The 26,988-nt window shown below is 63.0% G+C and carries 23 protein-coding genes and 2 tRNA genes; all 25 read left to right on the forward strand.

Features of this window, described 5'->3' with window-relative positions; genetic code table 11:
• The first annotated feature begins 246 nt into the window (after nt 1–246).
• The 25 genes from HUK82_RS02770 (at nt 247) to HUK82_RS02890 (ending at nt 26,987) form a co-directional block, all read left to right on the forward strand.
• A tRNA-Leu gene (locus HUK82_RS02770) sits at nt 247–331 on the forward strand.
• An 89-nt stretch (nt 332–420) separates the two neighbouring features.
• Entirely contained in the window at nt 421–1,761 is a 1,341-nt protein-coding gene (gene tig / locus HUK82_RS02775) for a trigger factor (protein WP_176612497.1), read from the forward strand.
• A gap of 220 nt (nt 1,762–1,981) precedes the next feature.
• The gene (locus HUK82_RS02780) at nt 1,982–2,620 is read left to right on the forward strand and encodes an ATP-dependent Clp protease proteolytic subunit (protein WP_176612498.1); all 639 of its coding nucleotides are present in this window, start codon (nt 1,982–1,984) and stop codon (nt 2,618–2,620) included.
• Between the two features lie 133 nt (nt 2,621–2,753).
• Nucleotides 2,754–4,019, forward strand: coding sequence for an ATP-dependent Clp protease ATP-binding subunit ClpX (clpX, locus tag HUK82_RS02785; RefSeq protein WP_176612499.1), 1,266 nt, complete (start codon nt 2,754–2,756; stop codon nt 4,017–4,019).
• Between the two features lie 234 nt (nt 4,020–4,253).
• The gene (gene lon, locus HUK82_RS02790; RefSeq protein ID WP_373318299.1) at nt 4,254–6,629 is read left to right on the forward strand and encodes an endopeptidase La; all 2,376 of its coding nucleotides are present in this window, start codon (nt 4,254–4,256) and stop codon (nt 6,627–6,629) included.
• A 200-nt stretch (nt 6,630–6,829) separates the two neighbouring features.
• Nucleotides 6,830–7,114 carry an HU family DNA-binding protein gene (locus HUK82_RS02795; RefSeq protein ID WP_176612501.1) on the forward strand — a complete coding sequence of 95 codons (285 nt, stop codon included), beginning with the start codon at nt 6,830–6,832 and terminating at the stop codon, nt 7,112–7,114.
• A gap of 99 nt (nt 7,115–7,213) precedes the next feature.
• Nucleotides 7,214–7,285, forward strand: a tRNA-Val gene (locus HUK82_RS02800).
• Nucleotides 7,286–7,679: 394 nt separating this feature from the next.
• Nucleotides 7,680–8,045 (forward strand): NADH-quinone oxidoreductase subunit A, encoded by a 366-nt coding sequence (locus HUK82_RS02805; RefSeq protein ID WP_176612502.1) that lies wholly within the window; start codon nt 7,680–7,682, stop codon nt 8,043–8,045.
• Between the two features lie 39 nt (nt 8,046–8,084).
• Entirely contained in the window at nt 8,085–8,663 is a 579-nt protein-coding gene (locus HUK82_RS02810) for a NuoB/complex I 20 kDa subunit family protein (protein WP_176612503.1), read from the forward strand.
• Between the two features lie 10 nt (nt 8,664–8,673).
• Nucleotides 8,674–9,321: an NADH-quinone oxidoreductase subunit C gene (locus HUK82_RS02815; RefSeq protein WP_176612504.1), complete on the forward strand. Its 648-nt coding sequence runs from the start codon at nt 8,674–8,676 to the stop codon at nt 9,319–9,321.
• A gap of 10 nt (nt 9,322–9,331) precedes the next feature.
• Complete coding sequence (locus HUK82_RS02820; protein WP_176612505.1) at nt 9,332–10,582, forward strand: NADH-quinone oxidoreductase subunit D; 1,251 nt, start codon at nt 9,332–9,334, stop codon at nt 10,580–10,582.
• A 5-nt stretch (nt 10,583–10,587) separates the two neighbouring features.
• Complete coding sequence (locus tag HUK82_RS02825; RefSeq protein ID WP_176612506.1) at nt 10,588–11,244, forward strand: complex I 24 kDa subunit family protein; 657 nt, start codon at nt 10,588–10,590, stop codon at nt 11,242–11,244.
• 2 nt (nt 11,245–11,246) lie between these two features.
• Entirely contained in the window at nt 11,247–12,572 is a 1,326-nt protein-coding gene (gene nuoF / locus HUK82_RS02830; RefSeq protein WP_176612507.1) for an NADH-quinone oxidoreductase subunit NuoF, read from the forward strand.
• Nucleotides 12,573–12,578: 6 nt separating this feature from the next.
• The gene (nuoG, locus tag HUK82_RS02835) at nt 12,579–14,648 is read left to right on the forward strand and encodes an NADH-quinone oxidoreductase subunit NuoG (RefSeq protein WP_176612508.1); all 2,070 of its coding nucleotides are present in this window, start codon (nt 12,579–12,581) and stop codon (nt 14,646–14,648) included.
• Nucleotides 14,649–14,688: 40 nt separating this feature from the next.
• On the forward strand, nt 14,689–15,690 hold the full coding sequence (gene nuoH / locus HUK82_RS02840; RefSeq protein ID WP_176612533.1) for an NADH-quinone oxidoreductase subunit NuoH: 1,002 nt from the start codon (nt 14,689–14,691) through the stop codon (nt 15,688–15,690).
• Nucleotides 15,690–16,178, forward strand: coding sequence for an NADH-quinone oxidoreductase subunit NuoI (gene nuoI, locus HUK82_RS02845; RefSeq protein ID WP_176612509.1), 489 nt, complete (start codon nt 15,690–15,692; stop codon nt 16,176–16,178). Before nuoH ends, nuoI begins: the two co-directional genes overlap by 1 nt.
• A gap of 86 nt (nt 16,179–16,264) precedes the next feature.
• A complete protein-coding gene (locus tag HUK82_RS02850; protein ID WP_176612510.1) occupies nt 16,265–16,972 on the forward strand; it encodes an NADH-quinone oxidoreductase subunit J in 708 nt (235 codons plus the stop codon).
• 4 nt (nt 16,973–16,976) lie between these two features.
• Complete coding sequence (nuoK, locus tag HUK82_RS02855) at nt 16,977–17,300, forward strand: NADH-quinone oxidoreductase subunit NuoK (protein WP_176612511.1); 324 nt, start codon at nt 16,977–16,979, stop codon at nt 17,298–17,300.
• 5 nt (nt 17,301–17,305) lie between these two features.
• Entirely contained in the window at nt 17,306–19,249 is a 1,944-nt protein-coding gene (gene nuoL, locus HUK82_RS02860; RefSeq protein ID WP_176612512.1) for an NADH-quinone oxidoreductase subunit L, read from the forward strand.
• A gap of 34 nt (nt 19,250–19,283) precedes the next feature.
• Nucleotides 19,284–20,711 (forward strand): NADH-quinone oxidoreductase subunit NuoN, encoded by a 1,428-nt coding sequence (nuoN, locus tag HUK82_RS02865; protein ID WP_176612513.1) that lies wholly within the window; start codon nt 19,284–19,286, stop codon nt 20,709–20,711.
• The gene (locus tag HUK82_RS02870) at nt 20,704–21,471 is read left to right on the forward strand and encodes a biotin--[acetyl-CoA-carboxylase] ligase (protein ID WP_246495155.1); all 768 of its coding nucleotides are present in this window, start codon (nt 20,704–20,706) and stop codon (nt 21,469–21,471) included. The genes nuoN and HUK82_RS02870 overlap by 8 nt, the downstream gene beginning before the upstream one ends.
• Nucleotides 21,472–21,827: 356 nt before the next feature.
• Nucleotides 21,828–23,474: a ribonuclease J gene (locus HUK82_RS02875; protein WP_176612514.1), complete on the forward strand. Its 1,647-nt coding sequence runs from the start codon at nt 21,828–21,830 to the stop codon at nt 23,472–23,474.
• Nucleotides 23,475–23,744: 270 nt separating this feature from the next.
• Nucleotides 23,745–25,061 carry a proline--tRNA ligase gene (gene proS / locus HUK82_RS02880; protein ID WP_176612515.1) on the forward strand — a complete coding sequence of 439 codons (1,317 nt, stop codon included), beginning with the start codon at nt 23,745–23,747 and terminating at the stop codon, nt 25,059–25,061.
• The gene (locus HUK82_RS02885) at nt 25,061–26,308 is read left to right on the forward strand and encodes a lipoprotein-releasing ABC transporter permease subunit (RefSeq protein ID WP_176612516.1); all 1,248 of its coding nucleotides are present in this window, start codon (nt 25,061–25,063) and stop codon (nt 26,306–26,308) included. The genes proS and HUK82_RS02885 overlap by 1 nt, the downstream gene beginning before the upstream one ends.
• Complete coding sequence (locus tag HUK82_RS02890; protein ID WP_176612517.1) at nt 26,301–26,987, forward strand: ABC transporter ATP-binding protein; 687 nt, start codon at nt 26,301–26,303, stop codon at nt 26,985–26,987. The genes HUK82_RS02885 and HUK82_RS02890 overlap by 8 nt, the downstream gene beginning before the upstream one ends.
• Nucleotide 26,988 lies beyond the last annotated feature (1 nt).

The following is a 26,988-nucleotide window of genomic DNA, read 5'->3' on the forward strand; positions in this document are numbered from 1 at the left end:
GGCGGCGGCGGGTGTGTGGATGCATGGCGAGGCCGGGCTGCGGGCAGGCGCGTGGATCGTCGCGGAGGATCTCGACCGTACGCTGGGCGATGCGCGCCGCGCCGCGTCGCGCGATATCGCGCCGACGCCGTGTCCGGCGGAAGGCTGGTGACGTGAACGTGCGGCTGTGTCGCCGCCTGTCGTCCGGGCGACGCTTGCCGCGAGCAGGAGTCTGCGGTAAAGCCGCGCGCTTGTGGTCCCGGCCCTGCGGGCGTGGTGAAATTGGTAGACACGCCAGATTTAGGTTCTGGTGGCGCAAGTCGTGGGGGTTCAAGTCCCTCCGCCCGCACCATAGCCCGGACCAGAATGAATTGTTGAACCTGATGTGGATTGGCCCAGAGCGGTCCCATCGCGAGCAAGACCGAGAGGATGGCCTGGCCGATGCAGGTTACTGAAACGCTTTCCGAGGGCCTGAAGCGCGGCTTTACCGTGACCGTGCCGGCGGCGGAGATCGAGTCCAAGCGCGCCGCGCGTCTGAAGGAAGTCGGGGCGTCGATGCGCCTGCCGGGTTTCCGTCCGGGCAAGGTTCCGACGTCGATCGTGCGTCAGCGCCACGGCGCGGCGGTGCAGGGCGAGGTCCTGGAACAGACCGTCAACGACGCCACCCAGTCGGTGCTGAACGAGCGCGGTCTGCGCCCGGCGACTCAGCCCAAGGTCGATCTGGTATCCGGCGCCGAGCCGGATGCCAACGGCGATCTGGAGTTCAACATCGAGCTCGAGGTGCTGCCCGAGATCGCCCAGCCGGACCTGTCCGACCTGTCGCTGACGCGCCTGAAGGCAACGCCGAACGCGGAGACGGTGGACAAGGCCTTGGCCGATATCGCCAAGCGCCAGCGCAGCTTCGAGGACATCGAAGAGACGCGTCCGGCCGTCCAGGGTGACGTTCTGATGGTCGATTTCCTCGGCAAGGTCGAGGGCGTGGCGTTCGATGGCGGCACAGCCGAAGACGTGAACGTCGAGATCGGGGGCGAGGGCTTCATCCCCGGTTTTGCCGAGCAGATCGAAGGCATGAGCCCGGGCGACGAAAAGGTCATCACCGTGACCTTCCCGGCCGACTATCAGGCGACCGAGCTGGCCGGCAAGGAAGCGACGTTCGACATCAAGGCCAAGGGTCTGAAGCGCGCGATCGACCCGGCGCTGGATGACGAACTGGCCAAGAAGATCGGCTTCGAGGGGCTTGAGCAGGTCCGTGAGCTGATCACCAAGCAGGTCGCCGACGAGTACGAGCAGCTGTCCCGTCTGCGCATCAAGCGTGAGCTTCTGGACGCGCTGGCGCTCAAGACCGATTTCGAGGCGCCTCAGGGCATGGTCGAGGCCGAGTTCGCGCAGATCTGGGCGCGCGTCGAGTCTGACCGCAAGGCCGGTCAGCTGGACGAAGAGGACGTCGGCAAGGACGAGGACACGCTGCGCGCGGATTATCGCAAGATAGCCGAGCGCCGCGTGAAGCTGGGTCTTCTGCTGGCCGAGATCGGCCGCGCCAACCAGATCACCGTCTCCCAGGACGAGATGATGCGCGCGGTTCGGGCCGAGGCCATGCGCTATCCCGGGCAGGAGCAGGCTGTGTTCGAGTTCTTCGGACGCAATCCGCAGGCCGCCGAGAGCCTGCGTGGCCCGATCTTCGAGAACAAGGTCGTCGATTACGTGATCGAGCTGGCCAAGGTCGAGGACAAGGAGGTCACGCCGGAGGAACTGGCGGAAATTCCGCCGGCCGACCTGTCGTAATCTGACCGGCTGATCAGTTGGCAACGGGGCGCTTCGGCGCCCCGTTTTGAGTCCGGGGCGGGACCGTCACGCGAAAATCGGCTGTATTGTCGAGCCACGGGGTGGCAACGGCGCTTTTTGTCTCTATCTTGTCAAAAGACCGGCACGGTCGGCCGGACCTTCGTTGGCCCCGGAGAGCAGGCCGGCCGAGAGGCCGAATCACAGGATCGGGAAGAAGACTATGAGGGACCGCGACCCCGTCGAGATTTTCAACAACGCGCTGGTGCCGATGGTGGTCGAGCAGACCTCGCGCGGCGAGCGTGCGTTCGACATCTACTCCCGCCTGCTGCAGGAGCGCATCATTTTCCTGACCGGCCCGGTCTATGATCAGGTCGCGTCGGTAATTTCGGCGCAACTGCTGTATCTCGAGAGCGTCAATCCGTCGAAGGAAATCTCGTTCTACATCAACAGCCCGGGCGGCGTCGTGTCGGCCGGCCTCGCGATCTACGACACGATGCAGTATATCCGCAGCCCGGTCAGCACCGTGTGCATCGGGCAGGCGGCGTCGATGGGATCGCTGCTGCTGGCGGGTGGCGAGAAGGGGCATCGCTACGCCCTGCCGAACGCGCGCGTGATGGTGCATCAGCCCTCGGGCGGCGCGCAGGGACAGGCGAGCGACATCGAAATCCAGGCGCGTGAGATCCTGACGATTCGCCAGCGCCTGAACGAGATCTACCGCACGCACACGGGCCAGACCCTTGAGGATATCGAGCAGAAGCTCGAGCGTGACAGCTATATGTCCGCCGATGAGGCGCAGGCTTTCGGTATCGTCGATCAGGTGGTGCAGCGTCGCGCCGTCACGCCGACAGAAGGGGGCTGACCCCGGACGCCGGGCAGCCTTATGAGGGTGTCCGGTTTATGGCCTTGATGGCGGCGCGCCTCTGGGCCAAGATTTTTGATCCCGCGCTCGGGAGCGAGGCCGATCGGGGCTTCTGGCGGGGATAGGAGCGGTTATGAGTAGCAAATCCGGCGATTCGAAGAACACTCTCTATTGCTCGTTCTGCGGCAAGTCGCAGCACGAGGTCCGGAAGCTCATCGCCGGTCCCACCGTTTTCATCTGTGATGAATGCGTCGAGCTGTGCATGGACATCATCCGTGAGGAGCACAAGACGCACCTTGTGAAGTCGCGGGACGGCGTGCCGACTCCCAAGGAGATCTGTAAGGTTCTCGACGACTACGTCATCGGCCAGTTCGATGCGAAGAAGGTGCTGTCGGTCGCGGTGCACAACCATTACAAGCGGTTGGCGCACGCGCAGAAGAACAACGACGTCGAGATCGCGAAGTCGAACATCATGCTGATCGGGCCGACGGGCTCGGGTAAGACGCTTTTGGCCCAGACGCTGGCGCGCATCATCGACGTGCCGTTCACCATGGCCGACGCGACCACGCTGACCGAGGCGGGCTATGTGGGCGAGGATGTCGAGAACATCATCCTCAAACTGCTGCAGGCGGCCGACTACAATGTGGAGCGAGCCCAGCGCGGCATCGTCTATATCGATGAAATCGACAAGATTTCCCGCAAGTCAGACAATCCGTCGATCACGCGCGACGTCAGCGGCGAGGGCGTTCAGCAGGCGCTGCTGAAGATCATGGAAGGCACCGTAGCCTCCGTGCCGCCGCAGGGCGGCCGCAAGCATCCGCAGCAGGAGTTCCTGCAGGTTGACACCACGAACATGCTGTTCATCTGCGGCGGCGCGTTCGCTGGGTTGGAGAAGATCATCGGCGCGCGCGGGAAGGGGTCGGGTATCGGGTTCGGTGCCGATGTCCAGACACCGGAAGAGCGGCGCACGGGCGCGGTCCTGAAGGACGTCGAGCCTGAGGATCTGCTGAAATTCGGCCTGATCCCGGAGTTCATCGGTCGTCTCCCGGTCGTCGCGACGCTTGAGGATCTCGACGAGGCGGCCCTGATCGAGATTCTGAGCAAGCCTAAGAACGCTCTGGTCAAGCAGTATGCGCGTCTGTTCCAGATGGAAGGCGTAAAGCTGACGTTCACCGAGGATGCGCTCAAGCAGGTGGCGCAGCGGGCCATCGCGCGCAAGACCGGTGCGCGTGGTCTGCGCTCGATCATGGAGAGCATTCTTCTGTCCACCATGTTCGACCTCCCGGGCCTCGAGAATGTCGAGGAGATCGTGGTCAATCGCGATGTTGCCGAGAACAAGGCCCTCCCGGTCTATGTCTACGGCAAGGGGAACGAGCAGCCGGCGGAGCAGTCCGCCTGAGCGACCGCGGGCTTGCTCTCTTTTGCGCGCAGGTCGGAGGTGACTTGTCCCGGCTTGCGCGAGTTCCGATATACAGTAGCGTGACAGGCGCAGTGGCGATGTCACGGGCATATGCGCAGGCCAGAGTCGGCTGCGCGCGGCCGGATCGTCCAGCAGGAGGTCAGAACCATGACTGAATCCGAAAACCAGACTCCCGAAGGCAACGAACAGAGCGCGTCGACGGGCGACTCGCCTATGATGGCTGTCCTGCCGCTGCGCGACATCGTCGTTTTCCCGCATATGATCGTGCCGCTTTTCGTCGGGCGTGAGAAATCGGTACGCGCTCTCGAAGCCGTCACCCGGGAAGACCGCCAGATTCTTTTAGTCGCGCAGAAGAACGCCTCCCAGGACGATCCGTCCGCGGACGACATCTATCGTTACGGCACGATTTCCACGATCCTGCAGTTGCTTAAGCTGCCCGACGGGACGGTCAAGGTTCTGGTCGAGGGCGGTCGGCGCGCGCGGATTTCCGCGCTTCACGATGTGGACGGACATTTCGAGGCCGAGATCGAGGATGTCGAGGAAGTGCCGGCGCAGGGCAGCGAGGGCGAGGCGTTGGGCCGCACCGCCGTGTCGCAGTTCGAGCAATATATCAAACTGAACAAGAAAATCGCCCCGGAGGTGATGGTCTCGCTCAACCAGATCGAGGATCTTTCCAAGCTGGGCGATACCATCGCCTCGCACCTCAATCTGAAGATTTCCGAGAAGCAGGAAATTCTCGAGACGACTGCGGTGTCCAGCCGGCTGGAGCGCGTGTTCGCGCATATGGAGTCGGAAATTGGCGTACTTCAGGTCGAGAAGCGCATCCGCAACCGTGTCAAGCGGCAGATGGAAAAGACGCAGCGCGAGTACTACCTGAACGAACAGCTCAAGGCGATTCAGAAGGAACTGGGCGAGGGGGAGGACGGTCGCGACGAGACCGCCGAGATCGAAGACAAGATCAACAAGACTCGCTTCACCAAGGACGCCAAGGAAAAGGCACTGGCCGAGCTGAAAAAGCTTCGGGCCATGAGCCCGATGTCGGCCGAGTCGACGGTGGTGCGCAACTATCTCGACTGGATGGTGTCGATCCCGTGGAAGAAGCGCTCGAAAGTACGCAACGATCTGACCGAGGCCGAATCCGTGCTCGACGCGGATCATTACGGGTTGGACAAGGTCAAGGAGCGGATTCTCGAGTATCTGGCGGTGCAGAGCCGTTCGCAGAAGCTTAAGGGGCCGATCCTCTGTCTCGTCGGCCCCCCGGGCGTCGGCAAGACGTCTCTGGCGCGGTCCATCGCCAAGGCGACCGGGCGGCAGTATGTGCGGATGTCGCTTGGTGGCGTGCGGGATGAGGCCGAAATCCGGGGTCACCGCCGGACTTATATCGGCTCGATGCCCGGCAAGATCATCCAGGGGATGAAGAAGGCCAAGACCTCCAACCCGTTGTTCCTGCTCGACGAGATCGACAAGCTTGGGGCGGACTGGCGCGGCGATCCGTCGTCGGCGTTGCTTGAGGTGCTCGATCCCGAGCAGAACAGCACATTTGCCGACCATTACCTTGAGGTCGATTACGACCTGTCGGACGTGATGTTCGTCACGACGTCGAACAGCCTGAACATGCCACAGCCACTGCTGGACCGGATGGAGATCATCCGCCTGTCGGGGTACACCGAGGACGAGAAGGTCCAGATCGCGCGTCGGCATCTGATCGCCAAGCAGACGGAGGCCCACAGCCTTAAGCCCGAGGAGTGGTCGCTGAACGATGAGGCCCTGCGCGAACTGGTGCGGTCCTATACGCGGGAAGCGGGCGTTCGTAATCTGGAGCGTGAGATCGCCAATCTGGCGCGCAAGGTCGTGAAGGAGATCGTGACCGGGAAAGCGAAGAAGGTCGCGATTACCGCACGCAATCTGGAAAAATATGCCGGGGTGAAGAAGTTCCGGTACGGCGAGACCGAGTCCGAGGACATGGTCGGTGTCGTGACCGGGCTGGCCTGGACCGAGGTCGGTGGTGAGATTCTGACCATCGAAAGCGTGATGGTGCCGGGCAAGGGCGGCATCAAGCACACCGGCAAGCTCGGCGACGTCATGCAGGAGAGCGTATCGGCGGCCCTGTCCTACGTCCGCAGTCGCGCGGTGATGTTCGGCATCAAGCCGACCCTGTTCGAAAAGCGCGATCTGCACGTGCACGTCCCGGAGGGCGCGACACCCAAGGACGGTCCGTCGGCCGGTGTGGCCATGGCAACCTCCCTGATCAGTGTGATGACCGGCATACCCATCCGCCGTGATGTGGCGATGACCGGCGAAATCACGCTGCGGGGGCGGGTGCTTGCGATCGGCGGCCTTAAGGAAAAGCTGCTCGCAGCACTGCGGGCCGGCATCACGACGGTGTTCATTCCCAAGGACAATGAAAAGGACCTGGTGGAGATCCCCGAGGCGGTGAAGAAGCATCTCGAGATCGTGGCGGTATCGCATGTCGATCAGGTGATCGGGCGCGCCCTGGTCAGGCCGCCTGAACCCATTGAGTGGGAGGAGCCGGAGGACGTCGTGGCGACTCCGGCCTCCACACGTCCCGTGCCGATGCTGCCTCACTGACGGCGGGGTCCGCCGTTCGGTGCCCACCGGACGTGCGGACGCGTGCCGTCATGACCTGACCATAATGGCCGGTTTAAATGATCGGAGCCGTTTTTCGGTGCTGTCCTTGGTTGACGCGACGAAAAACGGCTTCATAGTGCGGGCACAAAGCGCTCCGGGACGTTGATGGCCGGGGCAGCTAGAAACTTGAAAGGCGAAAGATGGAGAAGCCACTCAACAAGCAGGAGCTGATTGCAGCTGTTGCTGAAAGCGCGGACCTGCCGAAGGCGAAGGCCGGCGAAGTCGTCGACGCGGTGTTCGGTGCCATCGAAGGCGCTCTGGCGAAGAAGCAGGAAGTCCGTCTGGTCGGTTTCGGCACGTTCGTGACCGCCACGCGCAAGGCGGCCAAGGGTCGCAATCCGCGCACGGGCGAAGAGATCGACATCCCGGCCTCGACGTCGGTCCGCTTCAAGCCTGGCAAGGGCCTGAAGGACGCCGTGAGCTAAAGCAGCTTGCTGCGAGAGGGTGTGGCTGCCACGCCCTCGGCGCGGGTCCGGATCGGGCCCGCGTTGATACCGTCTCTGACGGTATACCCCGTATACTGGGGGCGATTAGCTCAGCGGTAGAGCGTCTCGTTTACACCGAGAGGGTCGGCGGTTCAAATCCGTCATCGCCTATACGGACGTGGCCATTATCTCGCTTCTCGGCGTCATGATCGCCGATTGGCTAACCTACACGTGATGGATAGACACCCGATTCGCAGTGCGCGCAGGCGACGTTCAGTGAGTCAAAGCCCTGCCAGTCACGCCGACGGTCGCGGGTTCGATTTCCGTCATGTGCTCTATTTTCTCAGATAAATCAGAAGACTACACCGTGTTAGCGTCCACAGCGCATGAGAGCGTTGGCGCGCGCGCATGCCTTTGTGTCGTTTTCAGGGCTCACAACATTGTGGTTGCTGAAACACGTTCCGGTGCTCTGGCGGTGTGTGCCGGTTGGGGGTAGATTTGCATGAAAGCCGGGGCATTGATGAATGTCTTCCCGGAAAACCCCGCTCTGTCGAGGTCGTGGCCCATGCATGATGTGATCGCCTCCTATTTCCCCGTGCTGGTATTCGGTGTCATTGCCGTCGGCATCGCCGGGGCCATGCTGGGCGGCTCTTTGTTGGCCGGGCACCAGAAGCCCTACGCCGAGAAGACGTCCGCGTATGAGTGCGGGTTCGAGGCGTTTGATGATGCCCGGCGACGTTTTGACGTTCGGTTTTACCTCGTCGCGATCCTGTTCATCATCTTCGATCTCGAGGTGGCGTTCCTGTTTCCGTGGGCCGTGAGCCTGTCGCATGTCGGGTTGTTCGGCTTTTTGTCGATGCTCGGTTTCCTGGGCATGCTGACGGTCGGCTTCATATACGAGTGGTGCAAGGGTGCGCTGGACTGGGATTGATCAAACGCAGGCCGGAATGTCCTTGCAGGAGTTTGCGCGATGAATGGTGTGGGTAAAGCGGACAATGCCGCTGCGGAAGCGGTGGTGTGGAATCGGGAGGCGCTGTCGCCCGGTCCCGAACAGGATGCCGTGATCGACAGCGTCAATCGCCATATTACCGAGAAGGGCTTCGTCGTCGCCAGTCTCGACAAGATTGTGAACTGGGGGCGTACGGGCAGTTTGTGGCCAATGTCGTTCGGTCTGGCGTGCTGCGCGGTGGAAATGATCCACGCCTACATGCCGCGTTATGACCTCGACCGGATGGGCATCATTCCGCGCGGTTCGCCGCGACAGTCCGATGTCATGATCGTGGCCGGGACACTGACCAACAAGATGGCGCCCGCCCTTCGTCGGGTTTACGACCAGATGGCGGAGCCGCGCTGGGTGATTTCGATGGGGTCATGCGCCAACGGGGGTGGCTACTACCACTACTCCTACTCGGTGGTGCGCGGATGTGATCGGATCGTTCCAGTCGATGTCTATGTGCCGGGCTGTCCGCCGACGGCCGAGGCCCTGATCTACGGGATCATGCAGTTGCAGAAGAAAATCCGCCGGACGGGGACGATTCTGCGTGGCTGAGGGAATGTCTATGTCGGACGTGGTTGTGCCTTCGGGGCAGGGCGCTCTGGGTGCACTGGCGTTCGCCCTGTCGACGCGTGTCGCGGGGATCGTATCTGCATCGCTGGAGAAGGGTGAGCTGGTCGTCCGGACGCATCGCGACCGGCTTCTGACGCTGATGGCGTTCCTGCGCGACGACCCGCGTTTCGCGTGCGAGCAGTTGATGGACTTGTGCGGCGTGGATTATCCGGGCCGGGCCGAGCGATTCGAGGTTGTCTACAATCTTCTGTCGGTCACGCATAACCATCGCGTGCGGGTTGTCATCACGACCGACGAAGCCACGCCTGTGGCGTCGGTTCATCGTCTGTGGCCATCGGCGACATGGTGGGAGCGCGAGTGTTACGACCTGTTTGGTGTCCTGTTTGCCGGACAGCCGGACCTGCGACGGATCCTGACCGATTATGGCTTCGAGGGGCATCCGCTGCGCAAGGACTTCCCCCTTACCGGCTACGTCGAGACGCGCTACGACCCTGTCCGCAAGCAGGTTGTGTATGAGCCGGTTAAGCTTACGCAGGACTTCCGCAATTTCGACTTTGAGTCGCCGTGGGAGGGCATTCTGACGCTCCCGGGGGACGAGAAGGCTCATGAAACCCGTCAGGGTCTCAAGCGACTGGATTGAGGAGAGAGCGATGAGCGACGTAATCATCCAGCCGGACGTTCCGGAGACTTTGCTGTCGGACGACGCTGTCGAGGGCAAGGTGCTCAAGCGTGTCGAGATCGACAGTCATGCGCTGAATTTCGGCCCGCAGCACCCCTCCGCGCATGGCGTTCTGCGTCTCATCCTGGAAATGGATGGCGAGGTCGTCGAGCGGGCGATTCCGCATGTCGGGCTGCTGCATCGTGGCACGGAAAAGCTGATCGAATACAAGACGTATGCCAAGGCGCTGCCGTATTTCGATCGCCTGGATTACGTCTCGCCGATGTGCGAGGAGCACTCGTTCGCGCTGGCAACCGAAAAGTTGCTGGGCATTGAGGTACCCGATCGCGCCAAGTGGATCCGCGTCATGTTTGCGGAAATCACACGCGTTCTGAACCATATTCTCAATCTGACGTCGTTTGGACTGGATTGCGGCGCGCTCACCCCGGCCCTGTGGGGCTATGAAGAGCGCGAGAAGATGATCGAGTTTTATGAGGCTGTGTCGGGTGCGCGGTTTCACGCGAACTACTTCCGGCCCGGCGGTGTGTCACGCGATCTGCCTGATGGGCTCGAAGCTCGGATCGCCGAGTGGACCGTCGAGTTTCCGAAATGGATCGACCAGTTCGAGTCGATGCTGACGGAAAACCGGATCTGGAAGCAGCGCACGGTCGGCATCGGCGTGTTCACGACCGAACAGGCTCTGGCCTGGGGTTTTAGCGGGCCGTGTCTGCGGGCGTCGGGTGTCCCGTGGGATCTGCGCCGGAGCCAGCCTTACGACAATTACGACAAGGTCGACTTCGACGTGCCGGTGGCGCGGCATGGTGACTGCTATGATCGCTATCTGGTTCGCGTGGCGGAAATGCGCGAAAGCGTCAAGATCGTTGCCCAGTGCCTCGACCGGATGCGTCCAGGACCAATCAAGACGCAGAATCCCAAGATCTCCCCACCGCCGAGGGCGGAGATGAAGCGCTCGATGGAAGCGCTGATCCATCATTTCAAGCTGTTTACCGAAGGTTACCATGTGCCGCCCGGCGCCACCTATACGGCGACGGAAAGCCCGAAGGGCGAGTTCGGCGTGTATCTGGTCGCGGACGGCAGCAACCGGCCCTATCGGTGCAAGATCCGTCCGACGGGATTTGCGCATCTTCAGGCCATCGACGAACTTTCGCGCCGCCATATGCTGGCGGATGCCGTGTCGATCATCGGGTCTCTCGACCTGGTGTTCGGCGAGATTGACAGGTAACGCCCATGTCGTCCCGATCCCCCGCAGAAGAGGCCCTCCAGCCCGCCGAGTTTGCGTTCGACGCCGAGAGTGAGGCGCAGATCGAAACGATCGTCGCCAAGTATCCGCCGGCACGCAAGGCCAGTGCGGTCATCCCGCTGCTCTATGTGGCGCAGAACCAGATGGGCCGCCTGAGCGGAAGCGCATGGCTGCCGCGCGTCGCCATGGACCAGATCGCGGCACGTCTGGAGATGGCGCCGATCCGAGTCTACGAGGTGGCCTCTTTCTATTTCATGTTCAATGTCCGGCCGATCGGACGGTATCACCTGCAGGCCTGCACCACGACGTCGTGCTGGCTGCGTGGTTCCGATGACGTGGTGGCGGCCTGCAAGACCGCGACCGGTATCCGTCATATGGGCGGGACAAGCGACGACGGTCTGTTCACGCTGACGGAGGTCGAGTGCCTGGGGGCCTGCGCGAACGCTCCGATCCTGCAGATCGACGACGAATACTATGAAGATCTCGACGGGCCACGCACTGTCGAGCTAATCGAGGCGCTGCGGCGCGGCGAACGTCCGGCGCCCGGCCCGTCGATCGATCGCATGGGGTCCGCACCGTCCGGGGGGCGTAAGGTTCTGCTGGACGACGATGTTCCCGTGTCTGTGCCGGGTGAGGGTGTCTGATCATGCTTGCTGATTCCGACCGCATCTTTACAAATCTCTACGGGCACAATGACTGGCGTCTGGCGGGCGCGCGGGCGCGCGGCGACTGGGACGGCACCGCCGACATCATTGCCCGTGGTCGCGATGCGATCATTAACGAGATGAAGGCGTCCGGGCTTCGGGGACGGGGTGGTGCGGGCTTTCCGACCGGCGTCAAATGGTCTTTCATGCCCAAGACGATCGGCGATCTGCCGCATTATCTGGTCATCAATGGCGATGAATCCGAGCCGGGGACCTGCAAGGATCGTGAAATCCTGCGCAATGAGCCGCACAAGCTAATTGAAAGCGCGCTGATCGCGTCGTTCGCGATGGGTGCGCATACGTCATACATCTATATCCGTGGCGAGTTCGCTCTTGAGGCGCGACGCCTGCAATATGCTATCGACGAAGCCTACGCTGCGGGCCTGATTGGCAAGAACGCGGCCGGGTCCGGGTGGGATTTCGATTTTTTCATTCACCGCGGCGCCGGCGCCTATATCTGCGGCGAAGAAACGGCCCTGCTGGAAAGCCTCGAGGGCAAAAAGGGACAGCCCCGTATGAAGCCGCCGTTTCCCGCGGCGATGGGACTGTATGGTTGTCCGACCACGGTCAACAATGTCGAGAGCATTACCGTCGCCGCCACGATCCTGCGTCGTGGCGGGGCGTGGTTTTCGGCACTGGGGCGTCCGAACAACGCGGGCACCAAGCTGATGGCCATTTCGGGTCATGTGAATACGCCGTGCGTGTTTGAGGAAGAGCTTGGCGTTCCGATGCGCGAGATCATCGAAAAGCATGGCGGCGGCGTGCGTGGCGGATGGGACAACCTGCTGGCGGTCATTCCCGGCGGGTGCTCGGTGCCTGTTTTGCCCGCTAAGACGTGCGAGACGGTGCTGATGGATTACGACAGCCTGCGCGCCGAGCGGTCCGGCCTTGGTACTGGCTGCATGATCGTGATGGACAAGTCGACCGATATCATCAAGGCGATCGCTCGGTTTTCCCAGTTCTTCAAGCATGAGAGCTGCGGCCAGTGCACGCCGTGCCGTGAGGGCACCGGCTGGATGATGCGCGTTATGAACCGCATGGTCGAAGGCCGCGCCGAGATCGATGAAATCGACATGCTGGAGCAGGTCACGCGGCAGGTCGAAGGTCATACCATCTGCGCGCTGGGCGATGCGGCGGCGTGGCCTATACAGGGTCTGATCCGACATTTTCGCCCCGAAATGGAAGCGCGGATCATGGCCTACAAGGCAAAGCACGGCGGCCCTGTATCTGTGCAGGTGCCTGCCGACATGGCCGTGGCAGCGGAGTAAAGGCGGATGGTCAAAGTTCAGGTCGACGACGTCATCGTTGACGTGCCGCCCGGCAGCAGCGCGCTTCAGGCCTGCGAGGCCGCTGGCAAGGAAATCCCGCGCTTTTGCTATCACGAGCGTCTGTCCGTCGCGGGCAACTGTCGCATGTGTCTGGTGGAAGTGGTGCGTGCGCCCAAGCCGGTCGCGTCGTGCGGTTTTCCGGTGGGCGAGGGGATGATCATCAAGACCGACACCGAGGTTGTGCGTCGCGCGCGCCGTGCGGTGATGGAATTCCTGCTGATCAATCATCCGCTGGACTGCCCCATCTGCGACCAGGGCGGCGAGTGCGATCTGCAGGATCAAGCGTTCGGATACGGCTCGGGCCGGTCGCGCTATCTTGAGGAAAAGCGCGCCGTAGTCGACAAGGATCTTGGTCCGCTGGTCAAGACGGTGATGACGCGCTGCATCCAGTGCACGCGCTGTGTCCGGTTTTCGACCGAGATCGCGGGAACCCCGGAACTGGGTGCGGTCTCGCGCGGCGAAAGCCTGGAGATCACGAACTATGTCGAAAAGGCGCTGACGTCCGAGCTGTCCGGCAACCTAATCGATATCTGCCCGGTGGGCGCGCTGACGTCCAAGCCTTATGCCTTCCACGCCCGCCCGTGGGAGATGAAGAAAACCGATGCCATCGACGTGATGGATGCCGTGGGCACGAACATCCGGCTTCAGGCGCGGGGCGCGTCCGTGATGCGGATCATGCCGCGCGTCAATGACGCGGTGAACGAGGAGTGGCTTGCCGATAAGGGGCGTTTCTCCGTCGATGGGCTGACGCGCCGTCGCCTCGATACGCCGTGGGTGCGGGTGCATGGCAAGCTGACGAAAGTGTCCTGGCAGGATGCGTTCGTCGCCATCGCGCAGCGGTTGAAGGTCGTCCCGGGTAACAGGATCGGCGCGATCGCCGGTGATCTGTGTGACACGGAGAGCCTGTATGCGCTGCGTCTGCTGATGGAGAGTCTCGGGTCTGCCAATCTGGACTGTCGTCAGGACGGCGCCCAGTACGACGTGAGCAACCGTGCGTTCTATACCTTCAACAGCACGATCGCCGGGATCGAGGAGGCCGACGCGCTTCTGGTCGTCGGTGCGGTGCCGCGGCACGAAGCCCCGGTCCTGAACGCGCGCATCCGCAAGCGCTTTCTCGCCGCCGGGCGTGACAAGTTTCCGATTGCCTATGTCGGTGCGCCGCCGACCGATCCGACCTACGACTATGACCTGATCGGGGAAGGTCCGTCCGCTCTTGCCGATCTTCTCGATGGACGTCATGCGTTCGCGGACGTTCTGGCCGGTGCGAAGAAGCCGATGATCATCCTCGGGCATGGGGCGCTCACCCGTCCGGATGCGCAGGCAATCCTGGCGGCGTGCTGGGCGCTGGCCGACAAGGTCGGCGCTCTGACCCCCGACTGGCACGGCTTCAACGTGCTTCATACGGCGGCGTCGCGCGTGGCGGGTCTGGATCTCGGTTTCCTGCCCGGCGCGGGCGGTCGCACGGCGGCCGGCATGATGAGCGGCGGTGTCGATGTCCTGTGGCTGCTGGGTGCGGACGAGATGGACATGCACCGGATCGGGCCCGAAACCTTCGTGATCTATCAGGGGCATCACGGCGACGCGGGTGCGGCACGTGCGGACGTCATCCTGCCCGGCGCCGCCTACACCGAGAAATCTGGCACTTACGTCAACACCGAGGGGCGGGTGCAGCGCAGTTTTCAGGCGGTGTTCCCGCCGGGCGACGCGCGCGAAGACTGGCGAATACTGCGCGCTCTGTCGGAGACGCTGGGGCATGCGCTGCCGTTCGATACGCTGGACGCGCTGCGCGCGCGGATGGAGGCCGAGCACCCGGTACTGGCACGTCTGGATACGGCGCCGCGTTTCGGCGGGGCAGGGTTGGCGGCCCCGGCCGCGGAGGGTGCCATCGGATCGGAGCCTTTCCATCCGGTGATCGCGGATTATTACGAGACGAACGCGGTCAGCCGCGCCAGTCCGACCATGGCCGAGTGTTCGCGCGTCTATGCGCGCCCGGCTCTGGTGCAAGCGGCGGAGTAAGGACGTGATCGCGACGCTTTCGAACTTCCTGTTTCACACGATGCTCGGCCATGTTGTGCTGGTGGCGCTCGAGACGCTTGCGGTGCTGGTGCCGCTGCTGCTGGGCGTTGCCTATCTGACGCTGGCCGAGCGCAAGGTGATGGCGGCCATGCAGTTGCGCAAGGGGCCGAACGTCAACGGACCGTTCGGCGTCCTTCAGGCCTTTGCCGACGCCATCAAGATGCTAACCAAGGAGACGGTGATCCCGTCCGGCGCGAACCGTTTTCTGTTCCTGTTCGCACCCTTCCTGACTTTTTCGCTGGCGATGGTGGCGTGGGCGGTGATCCCGACCGGCAACGGGATCGCCGTGGCGGACATCAATGTCGGCGTTCTCTATCTGCTGGCGATCTCCTCGCTGGGGGTTTACGGCATTCTGATCGCCGGCTGGGCCTCGAACTCGAAGTATGCGTTTCTCGGCGGGTTGCGCTCGGCGGCCCAGATGGTGTCGTACGAGGTGTCGATTGGCCTGATCATCGTCTCGGTCCTTCTGGCGGTCGGCAGCCTGAACCTGAATGATATCGTGCTGGCACAGCGGCATGTCTGGTTCTGCCTGCCGATGTTTCCGATGTTCATCCTGTTCTTCATTTCGGCATTGGCAGAAACCAATCGCGCGCCGTTCGATCTGCCGGAAGGCGAGAGCGAACTGGTGGCCGGCTTCTTCGTGGAATATTCGGCGCTGGCGTTCGGCCTGTTCTTCCTAGGCGAATACGCGAACATGTTCCTGATGTCGGGCATGACCAGCATCCTGTTTCTGGGTGGCTGGCTGCCGCCCGTCGGTATTGCGCCGTTCACGTGGATTCCCGGCCCGATCTGGCTGATCGTGAAGATCCTGTTCTGCCTGTTCTGCTTCATCTGGGTGCGCGCGACGTTCCCGCGCTATCGCTATGATCAGCTGATGCGTCTGGGGTGGAAGGTGTTCCTGCCGCTGTCGCTGGCATGGATGATCGGCACGGCGGGCTTCCTGATGGCAACCGGGCTGCTGCCCCACCAAGGAGTAAGCTGATGGGTGCTCTCGAGAAGACGGTCCGCACCTTTCTGCTGACCGAGCTTCTGTCCGGTATGGGCCAGACGCTCAAGGCATTCTTCGCGCCCAAGGCGACGATCAACTACCCCTACGAGAAGGGGCCGCTGTCGCCGCGTTTTCGTGGCGAGCACGCGCTGCGTCGTTATCCCAATGGGGAAGAGCGGTGCATCGCCTGCAAGTTGTGCGAGGCGACATGCCCCGCCGAGGCCATCACCATTGAGGCCGAGCCTCGTGACGACGGCTCGCGCCGGACCACGCGCTATGACATCGACATGGTGAAGTGCATCTATTGCGGTCTGTGCGAGGAAGCCTGCCCGGTCGATGCGATCGTCGAAGGGCCAAACTACGAGTTCGCGACCGAAACGCGCGAGGAGCTTCTCTATAACAAGGAGAAGCTGCTGGCCAACGGTGACCGGTGGGAAAGCCTGCTGGCACGGCGTCTCGAACTCGACGCGCCGTATCGTTGACAGGGTGATTCTATGATGATCGTCGCGATGCGGTGTCTTCAAACGGCCGGGCGCCCGGCCCCCCACCTGGGGAGGGAAATGGCCCGATGACGGCTCTCGTTTTCTATGTCTTCGCCACCATTCTGGTCCTGTCGGCCACGATGGTGATCAGCGCGCGCAACCCGGTTCATTCGGTGCTGTTCCTGATCCTAGGCTTCTTCAACGCAGCGGGGCTGTTCCTTTTGGCCGGCGCCGAGTTTCTGGCGATGCTTCTGATCATCGTCTATGTCGGCGCGGTGGCGGTGCTGTTCCTGTTCGTGGTCATGATGCTCGACATTCGCGTCAGCGAGGCACGTGAGGGATTGCAGCGTTACGCCCCGTTTGGGGCCGCTGTGGGAGCGGTCCTGTTTGCCGAACTTATTCTTGCCTTCGGCCATTGGCGTATCGCCCCGGCGATCGACGCCGTGCCGCATCTCGGACAGGCCGCGGGCGAGACCAATACCGCCGCGCTGGGTGATCTGATCTACACGCACTACGTGCTGTTGTTCCAGGCCTGCGGCCTGGTGCTGCTGGTCGCGATGATCGGTGCGATCGTGCTGACGCTGCGCGAACGTCCGACCGGCCGTCGGCAGGATATCGAACGCCAGCATGCCCGCACCGTGGCGGACACGCTTGAACTGCGTCGTCTGCCGCTCGGGCGGAGTGTGCGCGAACTTGGCGGCTTCGCACGTCCGACATCCTACAGCGAGGCGGCCGCCAAGGGGTCCTACGATCCCCACGCGCCGGTTCTGAGCGATGAGTCCAGGGGGGAGTGACACGATGACGCATGATCTCGGCGGGGTCGGTCTGGGCCCCTATCTGACCGTCAGTGCCATCCTTCTGGTGCTCGGCGTGTTCGGCATCTTTCTGAACCGCAAGAACATCATCATCATTCTGATGTCGATGGAGCTGATCCTGCTGTCGGCAAACCTGAATTTCGTCGCGTTCTCGTCGGCTTTGGGTGATCTGTCCGGGCAGGTGTTCACGTTGTTCGTCCTGACGATCGCCGCGGCGGAAGCGGCCATCGGACTGGCGATCGTCACAGTGTTCTTCCGCAATCGCGGCTCGATCCAGGTCGAGGACGTGACGATGATGAAGGGTTGAGGGGCATGACAAGTTCAGCCGCGATTTTTGCAATCGCCGTTCTGGCCCCGCTGGGCGGATCGCTGATTGCGGGCTTGTTCGGCCGTATCATTGGTGATCGTCCGGCCCAGGCCATAACCATTGGTCTGATGGCTGCGGCCTGCGCCTCCGCCATCGCGACGCTGTTCAGCGGCGTGCCGCAGGACATGGGCACGGCCGTCGTGTCCCTGGGCCACTGGATCGACGCGGGCGGGTTCCACGCCAACTGGTCGCTGCGGGCGGATATGCTCTCGCTGAGCATGGTGGCGATGGTGACCACCATTTCGCTGTGCGTTCACATTTACAGTGTCGGGTACATGAACCACGAGGAGATGCCGACCTATCGGTTCTTTTCGTATCTGTCGCTGTTCACCTTCGCGATGCTGATGCTGGTTACGTCGAACGACCTGATCCAGCTTTTCTTCGGCTGGGAAGGAGTGGGCCTCGTGTCCTATCTCCTGATTGGCTACTGGTATGACAAGCCCAGTGCGGTGGCCGCTGCGATCAAGGCCTTCGTGGTCAACCGCGTGGCGGACCTGTTTTTTCTGGTTGGTATCGCGCTGCTGTTCCTCCAGTTCGGTTCGGTGACATACGACAATATCTTTGCCGTCGTGCCGGCCCAGGTGGGGGCGACCTATCATCTGTTCGGTACTGACTGGCCTGTCTTCGAGGTGATCGGCACGCTTCTGTTCATCGGCGCGATGGGCAAGTCGGCGCAGCTCTTCCTGCACACGTGGCTGCCCGACGCCATGGAAGGCCCGACGCCGGTATCGGCGCTGATTCATGCCGCGACGATGGTTACCGCCGGTGTGTTCCTGATGGCCCGGATGTCGCCGCTGCTTGAATTCGCGCCGGGTACGAAGACGCTGATCGTGCTGATCGGTGGCACGACCTGCTTCTTTGCCGCGACCGTCGGGCTGGTCCAGCCGGACATCAAGCGCACGATCGCCTATTCGACCTGTTCGCAGCTTGGCTACATGTTCATGGCGGCCGGTGTCGGCGTGTATCAGGCGTCGATCTTCCATCTGACGACGCACGCCTTTTTCAAGGCGCTTCTGTTCCTGGGCGCGGGCTCGGTCATCCATGCGATCCATGGCGAGCAGGACATGTTCAGGATGGGTGGCCTGTGGCGCAAGATCCCCTTCACCTATGCGGTGATGTGGATCGGATCGCTGGCCCTCGCCGGGGTGTTCCCGTTCGCGGGCTACTGGTCCAAGGACGGAATCCTCGAAGCCATGTGGGCAGCCCAGAGCGGTCCGGCGACCTATGGCTGGGCAATGGGCGTTGTGACGGCGTTCATCACGGCGCTTTATAGCTGGCGTCTGATTTTCCTGGTGTTCCACGGCACGCCGCGCGACGCGCACCTAAGCGAGCACGCGCATGAGGGCGGGATCGCGATCGTGTTGCCTCTGGGTATCCTGGGTGTCGGTGCCGTGCTTGCCGGTGTGTTGCTGGACCGGTTCTATATCGGCACGGCTCAGGCGCAGTTCTGGCAGGGCTCGATCGTCAATGGCGCGGGCGCGGCGGTCATGAACCGCATGGAAGAGGTTCCGGGCCTGATCGCGCTGGCGCCTTCGATCGCCGGCCTGCTGGGTATCGCGGTCGCGTATCTTGCTTACATGGCGCGGCCCGAGCTGCCGGCGTCCCTCGCACGGTCGTTGCGGCCGGTGTACCTGTTCCTGTTGAACAAATGGTATTTCGACGAGCTTTATGACGTGCTCTTCGTCCGTCCCTATCGCGCCCTGGCGCGCATCCTGTGGAAGGGCGCGGATGAGGGGGTCGTCGAGCAGGTGCCCGTCGGTCTTGCCCGCCTGACCGTCGGCACCGCGGTGCAGGCGGCCCGCACGCAGAGCGGCTCGATCGCCATCTATGCTTTCACCATGCTGATCGGCCTCGTGGTTCTGACGACCACGCTGCTGTTCGTCCATTGATCGCCCACGTAGCGGGCCGAGGCAGGTTGACGTCATGAACTGGATCATCGCCTTTCCGGAGCTTGTGCTCACTCTCTGCGGGCTTGTCATTCTGACCGTCGGAGTGGTGCAGAAAAAGTCGACCAATCCGTTTGCGGCGTGCTCGATGCTGACCATCGCGGCCTTTGCGATCACGGGCTTTCTGGTGACCGTGTCGCCCGACGGAAGCGGTTATGAGCACGTGTTCGTCAATGACGGCTTCGCGCGGTTCATGAAGGTGCTATCGCTGATCGGGGGGGCGCTCGCCACGATCATGACGCTTTCGTATCGCGGCACGTCAGGCGGCGGCCGGTTCGAACTGCCGGTGCTGATCCTGTTCTCGACGATCGGCACCATGCTGATGGCGTCGTCGGACAATATGATGACCCTGTTCGTCGGGCTGGAGCTGTCGTCGCTGGCGATCTACATCCTGTGCGCGTTCGACCGCGATTCCGTGGTGTCGTCGGAATCGGGCCTCAAGTATTTCATTCTCGGATCATTGGCGTCCGGCCTGCTTCTGTATGGGATTTCGCTGACCTACGGGTATGGCGGCACGATGGAATACGGGGCGATACGCACCGTCCTGATCCAGTCGGGCGGTGCGTCGCTCGGTCTGATGCTCGGGATCGTGTTCCTGATCGCGGGCCTTGCCTTCAAGCTGTCGGCCGTGCCGTTCCACATGTGGACGCCCGATGTCTATCAGGGGGCTCCGACGCCGGTGACGGCCTATCTGGCAGGCGCGCCGAAAATCGCGACGTTCGCCCTGATCCTGCGGATCATGGCCGGTCCGTTCGGTGCACTGGCGCCGCAATGGCAACTGCTGATCGAGATGATCTCGGTCCTGTCGATGGTGTTCGGTTCTCTGGCCGCCATACCGCAGACCAACATCAAGCGTCTGATGGCATATTCATCGATCGGTCATATGGGTTATGCCCTGATGGGTCTGGCGGCGGCGACGCCAGGGGGCATTCGAGGAACATTGGTCTACCTGACCACCTACCTGTTCATGAACGTGGGTGTCTTCGCCGGTATCGCGGCCATGCGGCGCAAGGGGCACGAGACCACGGACATCGCCGATCTTTCTGGGCTGGGGCGCACGTCGCCCGGATTGGCGCTGATGATGGCGATCTTCATGTTCAGCATGCTGGGGATGCCCCCGACAGCCGGTTTCTTCGGCAAGCTCATGGTGTTTTCCGCTGCTTACGGCGCCGGGCTGTATGGTCTGCTGGCGATCGGGGCGATCACCAGCGCGATCGGCGCGTATTATTACCTGCGTATCGTCAAGGTGATGTATTTCGATGCCTCGGCACCCGCGTTCGACACGCGGTCGCCGTCCCTCGCGTTCCTGTCGGTCAGCATGGGCATCGTGACCGCGCTGTTCGTCCTGGTCCTTGGTCCTGTGACCAGCGCCGCCCAGGCGGCCGCGAGCGCCCTGATTGGCTGAGGACGGTCTGGAAGCCACGCTATCCCCGCCGGGATGGCGTCTTCAGTGTTACACCGCGCTCGGTTCGACGTCCGATGTCTGCAAGGAGGCGGCGGAACGGGGGGAGGCGGGCGGCCGGGCCGTGCTGGCCCGTGCACAGACTGCCGCGCGTGCCAGTCGCGGGCGCACCTGGCAGGAGCCGGAGGGTAATCTGGCGCTGTCGGCTCTGCTCCGGCCCCCCGCTGACGATCAGGCGGGCTACTGGCCGTTCATCGCGGCCCTTGCGTTTCACGACGGTTTGCGGGCCCAGGCCGGCGCGGCGGGGCGTTTGTCGCTCAAATGGCCCAACGACGTTCTTCTGGACGGTCGCAAGCTGGGCGGGATCCTGATCGAACGCGGGCTGGACGGCGCGGGCACCCCATGGATGGTGATCGGCTTCGGTGCCAATCTTCGCCATGTGCCTGACGTCCCGGGCCGCTCCGTGGCCTGTCTGGCCGAGACCGGGGCGCGGGCGCCGGACGCCGTGGCCGTCGCGTTGGACGTGCTACCGGCCCTGACGCGCTGGGAGGCGGTTGCGCGGGAACAGGGCTTCGGCGCCATACGTGCCGAATGGCTCGGCCGTGCGCACCCGATAGGCACGCCGCTTGCGGTTCGGTGTGGTACTGATTATGTAGAAGGTTCGTTCCAAGGTCTCGACGAGCAGGGGTTTCTGCTTCTTCGGTCGCCGGACGCCGGAATTCTCCGCATTTCCACGGGGGACGTGCTTCTGCTGGCATCCTGAGGGTGACCCTCTGCCGGCATCACGACCTCGTCGGTTCGTTCGCGGACAGTATCAGCGCATGGCCATCCGGGTCGGTGCATAGTCGGGGTATGGTCGCCCTCGGGCGCCACAAGCAAAGGGACAGAGGCATTTTCCAGGGCTGCGACGATGACCGTCGAGAGGACGCGCACACGATGACGACATGCCAAATAGGCGCGTTATCGGCCGCTCCGGCTCCGGCCGCAGATCCTGGCAAGGCCGTCGGGACGCAGGCATGTCGTGCCCGTATTTCACGAGACCAACGTCATTCTGGCGCGACGCTTTTCGTGGCCAGCTGAAGATCACAACAATCGAAATGCAACAACAAAGGACTAACAATGAGCGAAGCGCGTAGCGGTCTGGCCTTTCTGCCTCTGGGCGGAACGGGCGAGATCGGTATGAACCTGAACCTGTATCGACTGGACTCCACATGGCTGGCGGTCGACTGCGGTATCGGGTTCTCGGGAAATGACACGCCGGAGGCCGAGGTTCTGATGCCCGACCCGGCGTTCATCGATGGGCACCGCAAGAATCTGGCTGGTCTCGTCATCACGCATGCGCACGAGGACCATATCGGCGCCATCGCGCATCTCTGGCCGCGTCTGGGCTGCCCGATCTATGCGACGCCTTTTGCAGCCGCGGTGATCCGCCGCAAGCTGACCGAGGCGCACCTCCAGCAGCAGGTCAAACTGCACACTATCCAGCCTGGCGGCACGTTCTCGGTCGGGCCGTTCGACATGGAGTTCATTCCCGTCACCCACTCGGTGCCGGAGGCCCAGGCGCTGGTCCTGCGCACTCCTTACGGCACGGTGCTGCATACGGGTGACTGGAAGATCGATCCGCAGCCGATGGTTGGACCGCCGTGCGATCTGGCGCGGTTCGAGGAGTTGGGGCGCGAAGGCGTTCTGGCGATGGTCTCCGACAGTACCAACTGCATGACCGAGGGCGATTCCGGGTCCGAGGTCTCGGTGCGGGCCAGCATGACCGAGTTGATCGGCAGCCTGTCCGGCCGCATCGCGGTGACCTGCTTTGCCAGCAACGTCGCGCGTGTCGAGACGATTGCCAAGGCGGCAGAAGCGGCGGGCCGGACGGTGGTTATCGTCGGCCGGTCGCTGCGTAATCTCGATCTCGCGGCGCGTGAGTGCGGCTATCTGCGCGATGTGGCGCCGTTCCTGTCCGAACAGGACGCCGCCGACATTCCTGATGACGAGTTGCTGATGATCGTCACGGGCAGCCAGGGCGAGCCGCGCTCGGCACTGTCGCGCATTGCCGCGGACGCCCATCCGAACATTGAGCTCGGGGCCGGTGACACCGTCATTTACAGCAGTCGCATGATCCCGGGGAACGAGCAGGCCGTGATCGCCGTGCAGGACAACCTGACGCGTCGTGGCGTCAAGGTTCTGACTGACCGCGACCATCTGGTGCACGTGTCCGGCCATGCGACCCGGGGCGACATCCGCAAGCTTTACGGTCTGGTGAAGCCCGCGCATGCCATTCCGGTGCATGGCGAGTGGCGTCACCTGACCACGCATGCCGCGTTGGCGAAGGAGATCGGCATCCCGGCGATCCTGCTGGAGGACGGGGATGTGCTCAACCTCGCGCCCGGCGCGATGGAGGTGGTCGATACGGCCCCGACGGGGCGCCTCGCGCTTGATGGCGGACGCCTGTTGCCGATGACGGGCGGCGTTCTGGCCGCACGTCGGAAGATGCTGTTCAACGGCATGGTGCTGGGCAGCTTCGCCGTCGATGACGAAGGGTATGTGATTGGCCACCCGAAGGTCAGCGCGCCTGGTCTTCTGGACCACACGGACCCGGAAACCCAGCGGGTGACCAATGAGTTCGCGCTGGCGATCGACGAAATCCCCGACGAACTGCGTCGTGAGGACGACACGTTCCGTGACGCGGCCAAGACCGCCCTGCGGCGTGCCTTGGGACGCAAGTTGCAGAAGCGACCCCTGGTCGACGTCCATCTTCTGCGCGTCTGAGACGCAAACGGGGGCGGGCCGGTTTATCCTGCCTCGCCCCCCGCTTCTGGACGCGTATTCCCTAAACCCGGCGGTGTGATCCGACTTCCGGTGACGCGCACGATAGGTGCGCACCGGGGGGCTTGTCACCCCGCTGCGGCCTCCTGCGCGTTCACACTTGCTTGTGCGTTGCGGCGGCGGGTTTTGCGCTGTCAGAGATATCGTCCCGGCGCGGGATGGTTTACATGCTGGTCACGTTCTTTTTCGTATCCCCTGCTTCTGGACGATAACATGCGGCTGTCACGCGCTTTTCTGGCGACCCTCAAGGAAAACCCGGCGGAGGCGCAGATCGTCTCGCACCGCCTGATGCTGCGCGCGGGCCTTGTGCGCCAGACGGCCGCGGGGATTTATGCATGGTTACCGGCCGGGCTGCGGGTGCTGCGTAACATCAGCCAGATCGTGCGCGAGGAACAGGACGCGCTCGGGGCACAGGAAGTGCTGATGCCCACGCTCCAGCCGGCCGATCTGTGGAAGCGCTCGGGGCGCTACGACGCCTACGGCCCGGAAATGCTGCGTATTCGCGATCGGCACGAGCGCGACCTGCTGTATGGACCGACGAATGAGGAGATGATCACCGATCTGTTTTCGCAGGCGGTGAAGTCCTATCGCGAACTGCCGCAGGTTCTCTACCACATTCAGTGGAAATTCCGCGACGAGGTGCGTCCGCGCTTCGGTGTGATGCGCGGGCGTGAGTTCCTGATGAAGGACGCCTACAGCTTCGACGCAAGCTACGATGATGCTGTGGCCACCTATCGTCGCATGATGCTGGCCTATCTGCGCACGTTCCAGAGGCTTGGCGTCAAAGCCATTCCGATGGTAGCCGACACGGGTCCGATTGGTGGCGATCTGAGCCATGAGTTTCTGATCCTTGCCCCTACCGGCGAGAGCGGCGTGTTCTTCGATGCGGGGTTCGAGGAACAGGACTGGCTGGCCGAACAGGTCGACACGGACGATCACGCGTCGCTCGGCCGCTTTTTCGAGCGGATGACGTCCTTCTATGCCGCGACCGACGAAAAGCACGACGAGGCCGCGTGGGACCACGTGCCGGCCGACCGTCGGCGCGAGGGACGGGGCATCGAGGTCGGACACATCTTCTATTTCGGCCGGAAATATACTGAATCGATGGGCGTCAGCGTTACGGGGCCGGATGGCGAGGCGTTCCACCCCGAAATGGGCTCCTACGGGATTGGTGTGTCGCGTCTGGTGGGTGCGATCATCGAAGCCAGCCACGACGATAACGGCATTATCTGGCCGGATGAGGTCGCGCCGTATCGCGCCGCGATCCTGAACCTGAAAGCCGGCGATGCGGCATGCGATTCCGTGTGCGAAGCGCTGTATGCCAGTGATCCGGACAACCTTCTCTATGACGACCGTGGCGAGCGGGCGGGTGTGAAGTTCGCCGACGCCGACCTGATGGGGCACCCGTGGCAGATCATCGTGGGTCCGCGTGGGGCTGCGGCGGGGACGGTTGAACTGAAGCGCCGTTCGACCGGCGAGCGTATCGAGGTGCCGGTGGCCGACGCACTGGCGCGGATCGCGAAGGCCTGATGTTCGGGTCGTTCGAACGGGCGGTCGCCGGACGGTACCTGCGCGCCCGGCGGGGTGAACGCTTCGTCTCCGTCATTGCGATTTTCTCGCTGATCGGCATTGCCCTGGGCGTTGCCACGCTGATCATCGTCATGGCGGTGATGAACGGCTTCAAGTCCGATCTGCTGAACCGTTTTGTCGGGCTGAACGGCGACCTGTCGATTTACGGACCCGGACAGCACCTGAGCGAGTATGATGCGCTTGCGGGGATCGCGCGCCGTGTGCCCGGCGTGACGGCCGTCATCCCGTCCGTCGACGGGCAGGTGCTGCTGAGCGCCGGCACGTTCAGCGGCGCGGGCATCGTGCGTGGCGTGTCGGCCGAGGGGCTGAAAACCCTGCATGCCATCAGCGATTCGATCGTCGATGGCACGCTCGACAATTTTCGGGGGGACGATGCGATCGCGATTGGTGCGTCGCTGGCGGCGAAGACCGGCCTGACGGTGGGTGGCAAGCTGACCCTGATCTCTCCCAATGGTGCCGCGACGATCATGGGAACGGTGCCGCGCGTGCGTGCCTACCGGATCGTGGCGATCTTTGATGCGGGCGTGAACGATTACAATTCTTCCTATGTCTTCATGCCGTTGCAGGCCGCGCAGGTCTATTTCCAGATGCCGCATGAGGTCTCGCAGATCCAGATTTCGACGGTCGATCCTGTGAACGTGCAGCCTGTGACACGGGCTATTGCGAATGCGGTCGATAATCCGGGCCTCCGCGTCCTGGACTGGACACAGAGCAACAACGCGTTCCTTGGTGCCGTGCAGGTCGAGCAGAACGTCATGTTCCTGATCCTGACGCTGATTATTCTTGTGGCTGCTTTCAATGTGATCTCGTCGCTGATCATGATGGTCAAGGACAAGACGCGTGACATCGCCGTTCTGCGCACCATGGGCGCGACGCGTGGGGCGGTGATGCGAATCTTTCTGATGTGCGGGGCTTCGGTGGGTGTGACAGGCACGGTCGCCGGTACGATCCTGGGCGTCGTGTTCTGTATGAACATCGAACGGATAAGGCAGTTTTTGCAACGGATCACCGGCACCAACTTGTTCAATCCCGAGGTCTACTACCTGGAGCATCTGCCGGCGAAACTCGTCTGGGGGCAGGTGACCGAGGTGATTCTGATGGCGCTCTTGCTGTCGTTGCTGGCCACCCTGTATCCATCCTGGCGCGCTGCGCGCACCGATCCGGTGGAAGCCCTTCGCCATGAGTGAGGGCATGGCACCTCTGGTTCTGCGCGACGTGCGCAAGACCTATCGCAGCGGCGACGAGACATTGACCGTGCTCGACGGTGCGGAGTTTGCGATCCGCGCGGGCGAGATCGTGGCACTTGTGGCGCCCTCGGGCACCGGCAAGTCGACGCTGCTGCATCTGGCCGGGTTGCTCGAAGCGCCTGACGCGGGGGCCGTGTTCGTCGGCGGGCAGGACAGCGCGCGGATGAACGATGCCCAGCGTACGGCAATCCGGCGGCGCGAGATCGGCTTCGTGTATCAGTTCCACCATCTGCTGGGCGAGTTCACGGCGCGCGAGAACGTCGTGCTGCCGCAGTTGATCGATGGCCGATCCAGGCGAGAGGCACGTGCGCGGGCCGACGACCTGCTCGGGGCATTCGGACTGGGCCACCGTCTTGACCATCTACCCGGCAAGTTGTCGGGCGGCGAGAAGCAGCGCGTGGCGATCGCGCGCGCGCTGGCGAACGCACCGGGCGTCCTGCTGGCTGACGAGCCGACCGGCAATCTGGACGTGCACACTTCAGACGTCGTGTTCGACGAACTGTTGCGCACGGTGCGCAATGCGGGCGTCGCGGCGCTGATCGCCACGCATAACATGGATCTGGCGGGGCGTATGGATCGTGTGGTCGGCCTTCAGGACGGGCGGATCGTCGCGCTGTAGA

This window comes from Ameyamaea chiangmaiensis, from assembly GCF_013376175.1.
In the GTDB taxonomy this organism is placed as follows: Bacteria; Pseudomonadota; Alphaproteobacteria; order Acetobacterales; family Acetobacteraceae; genus Ameyamaea; species Ameyamaea chiangmaiensis.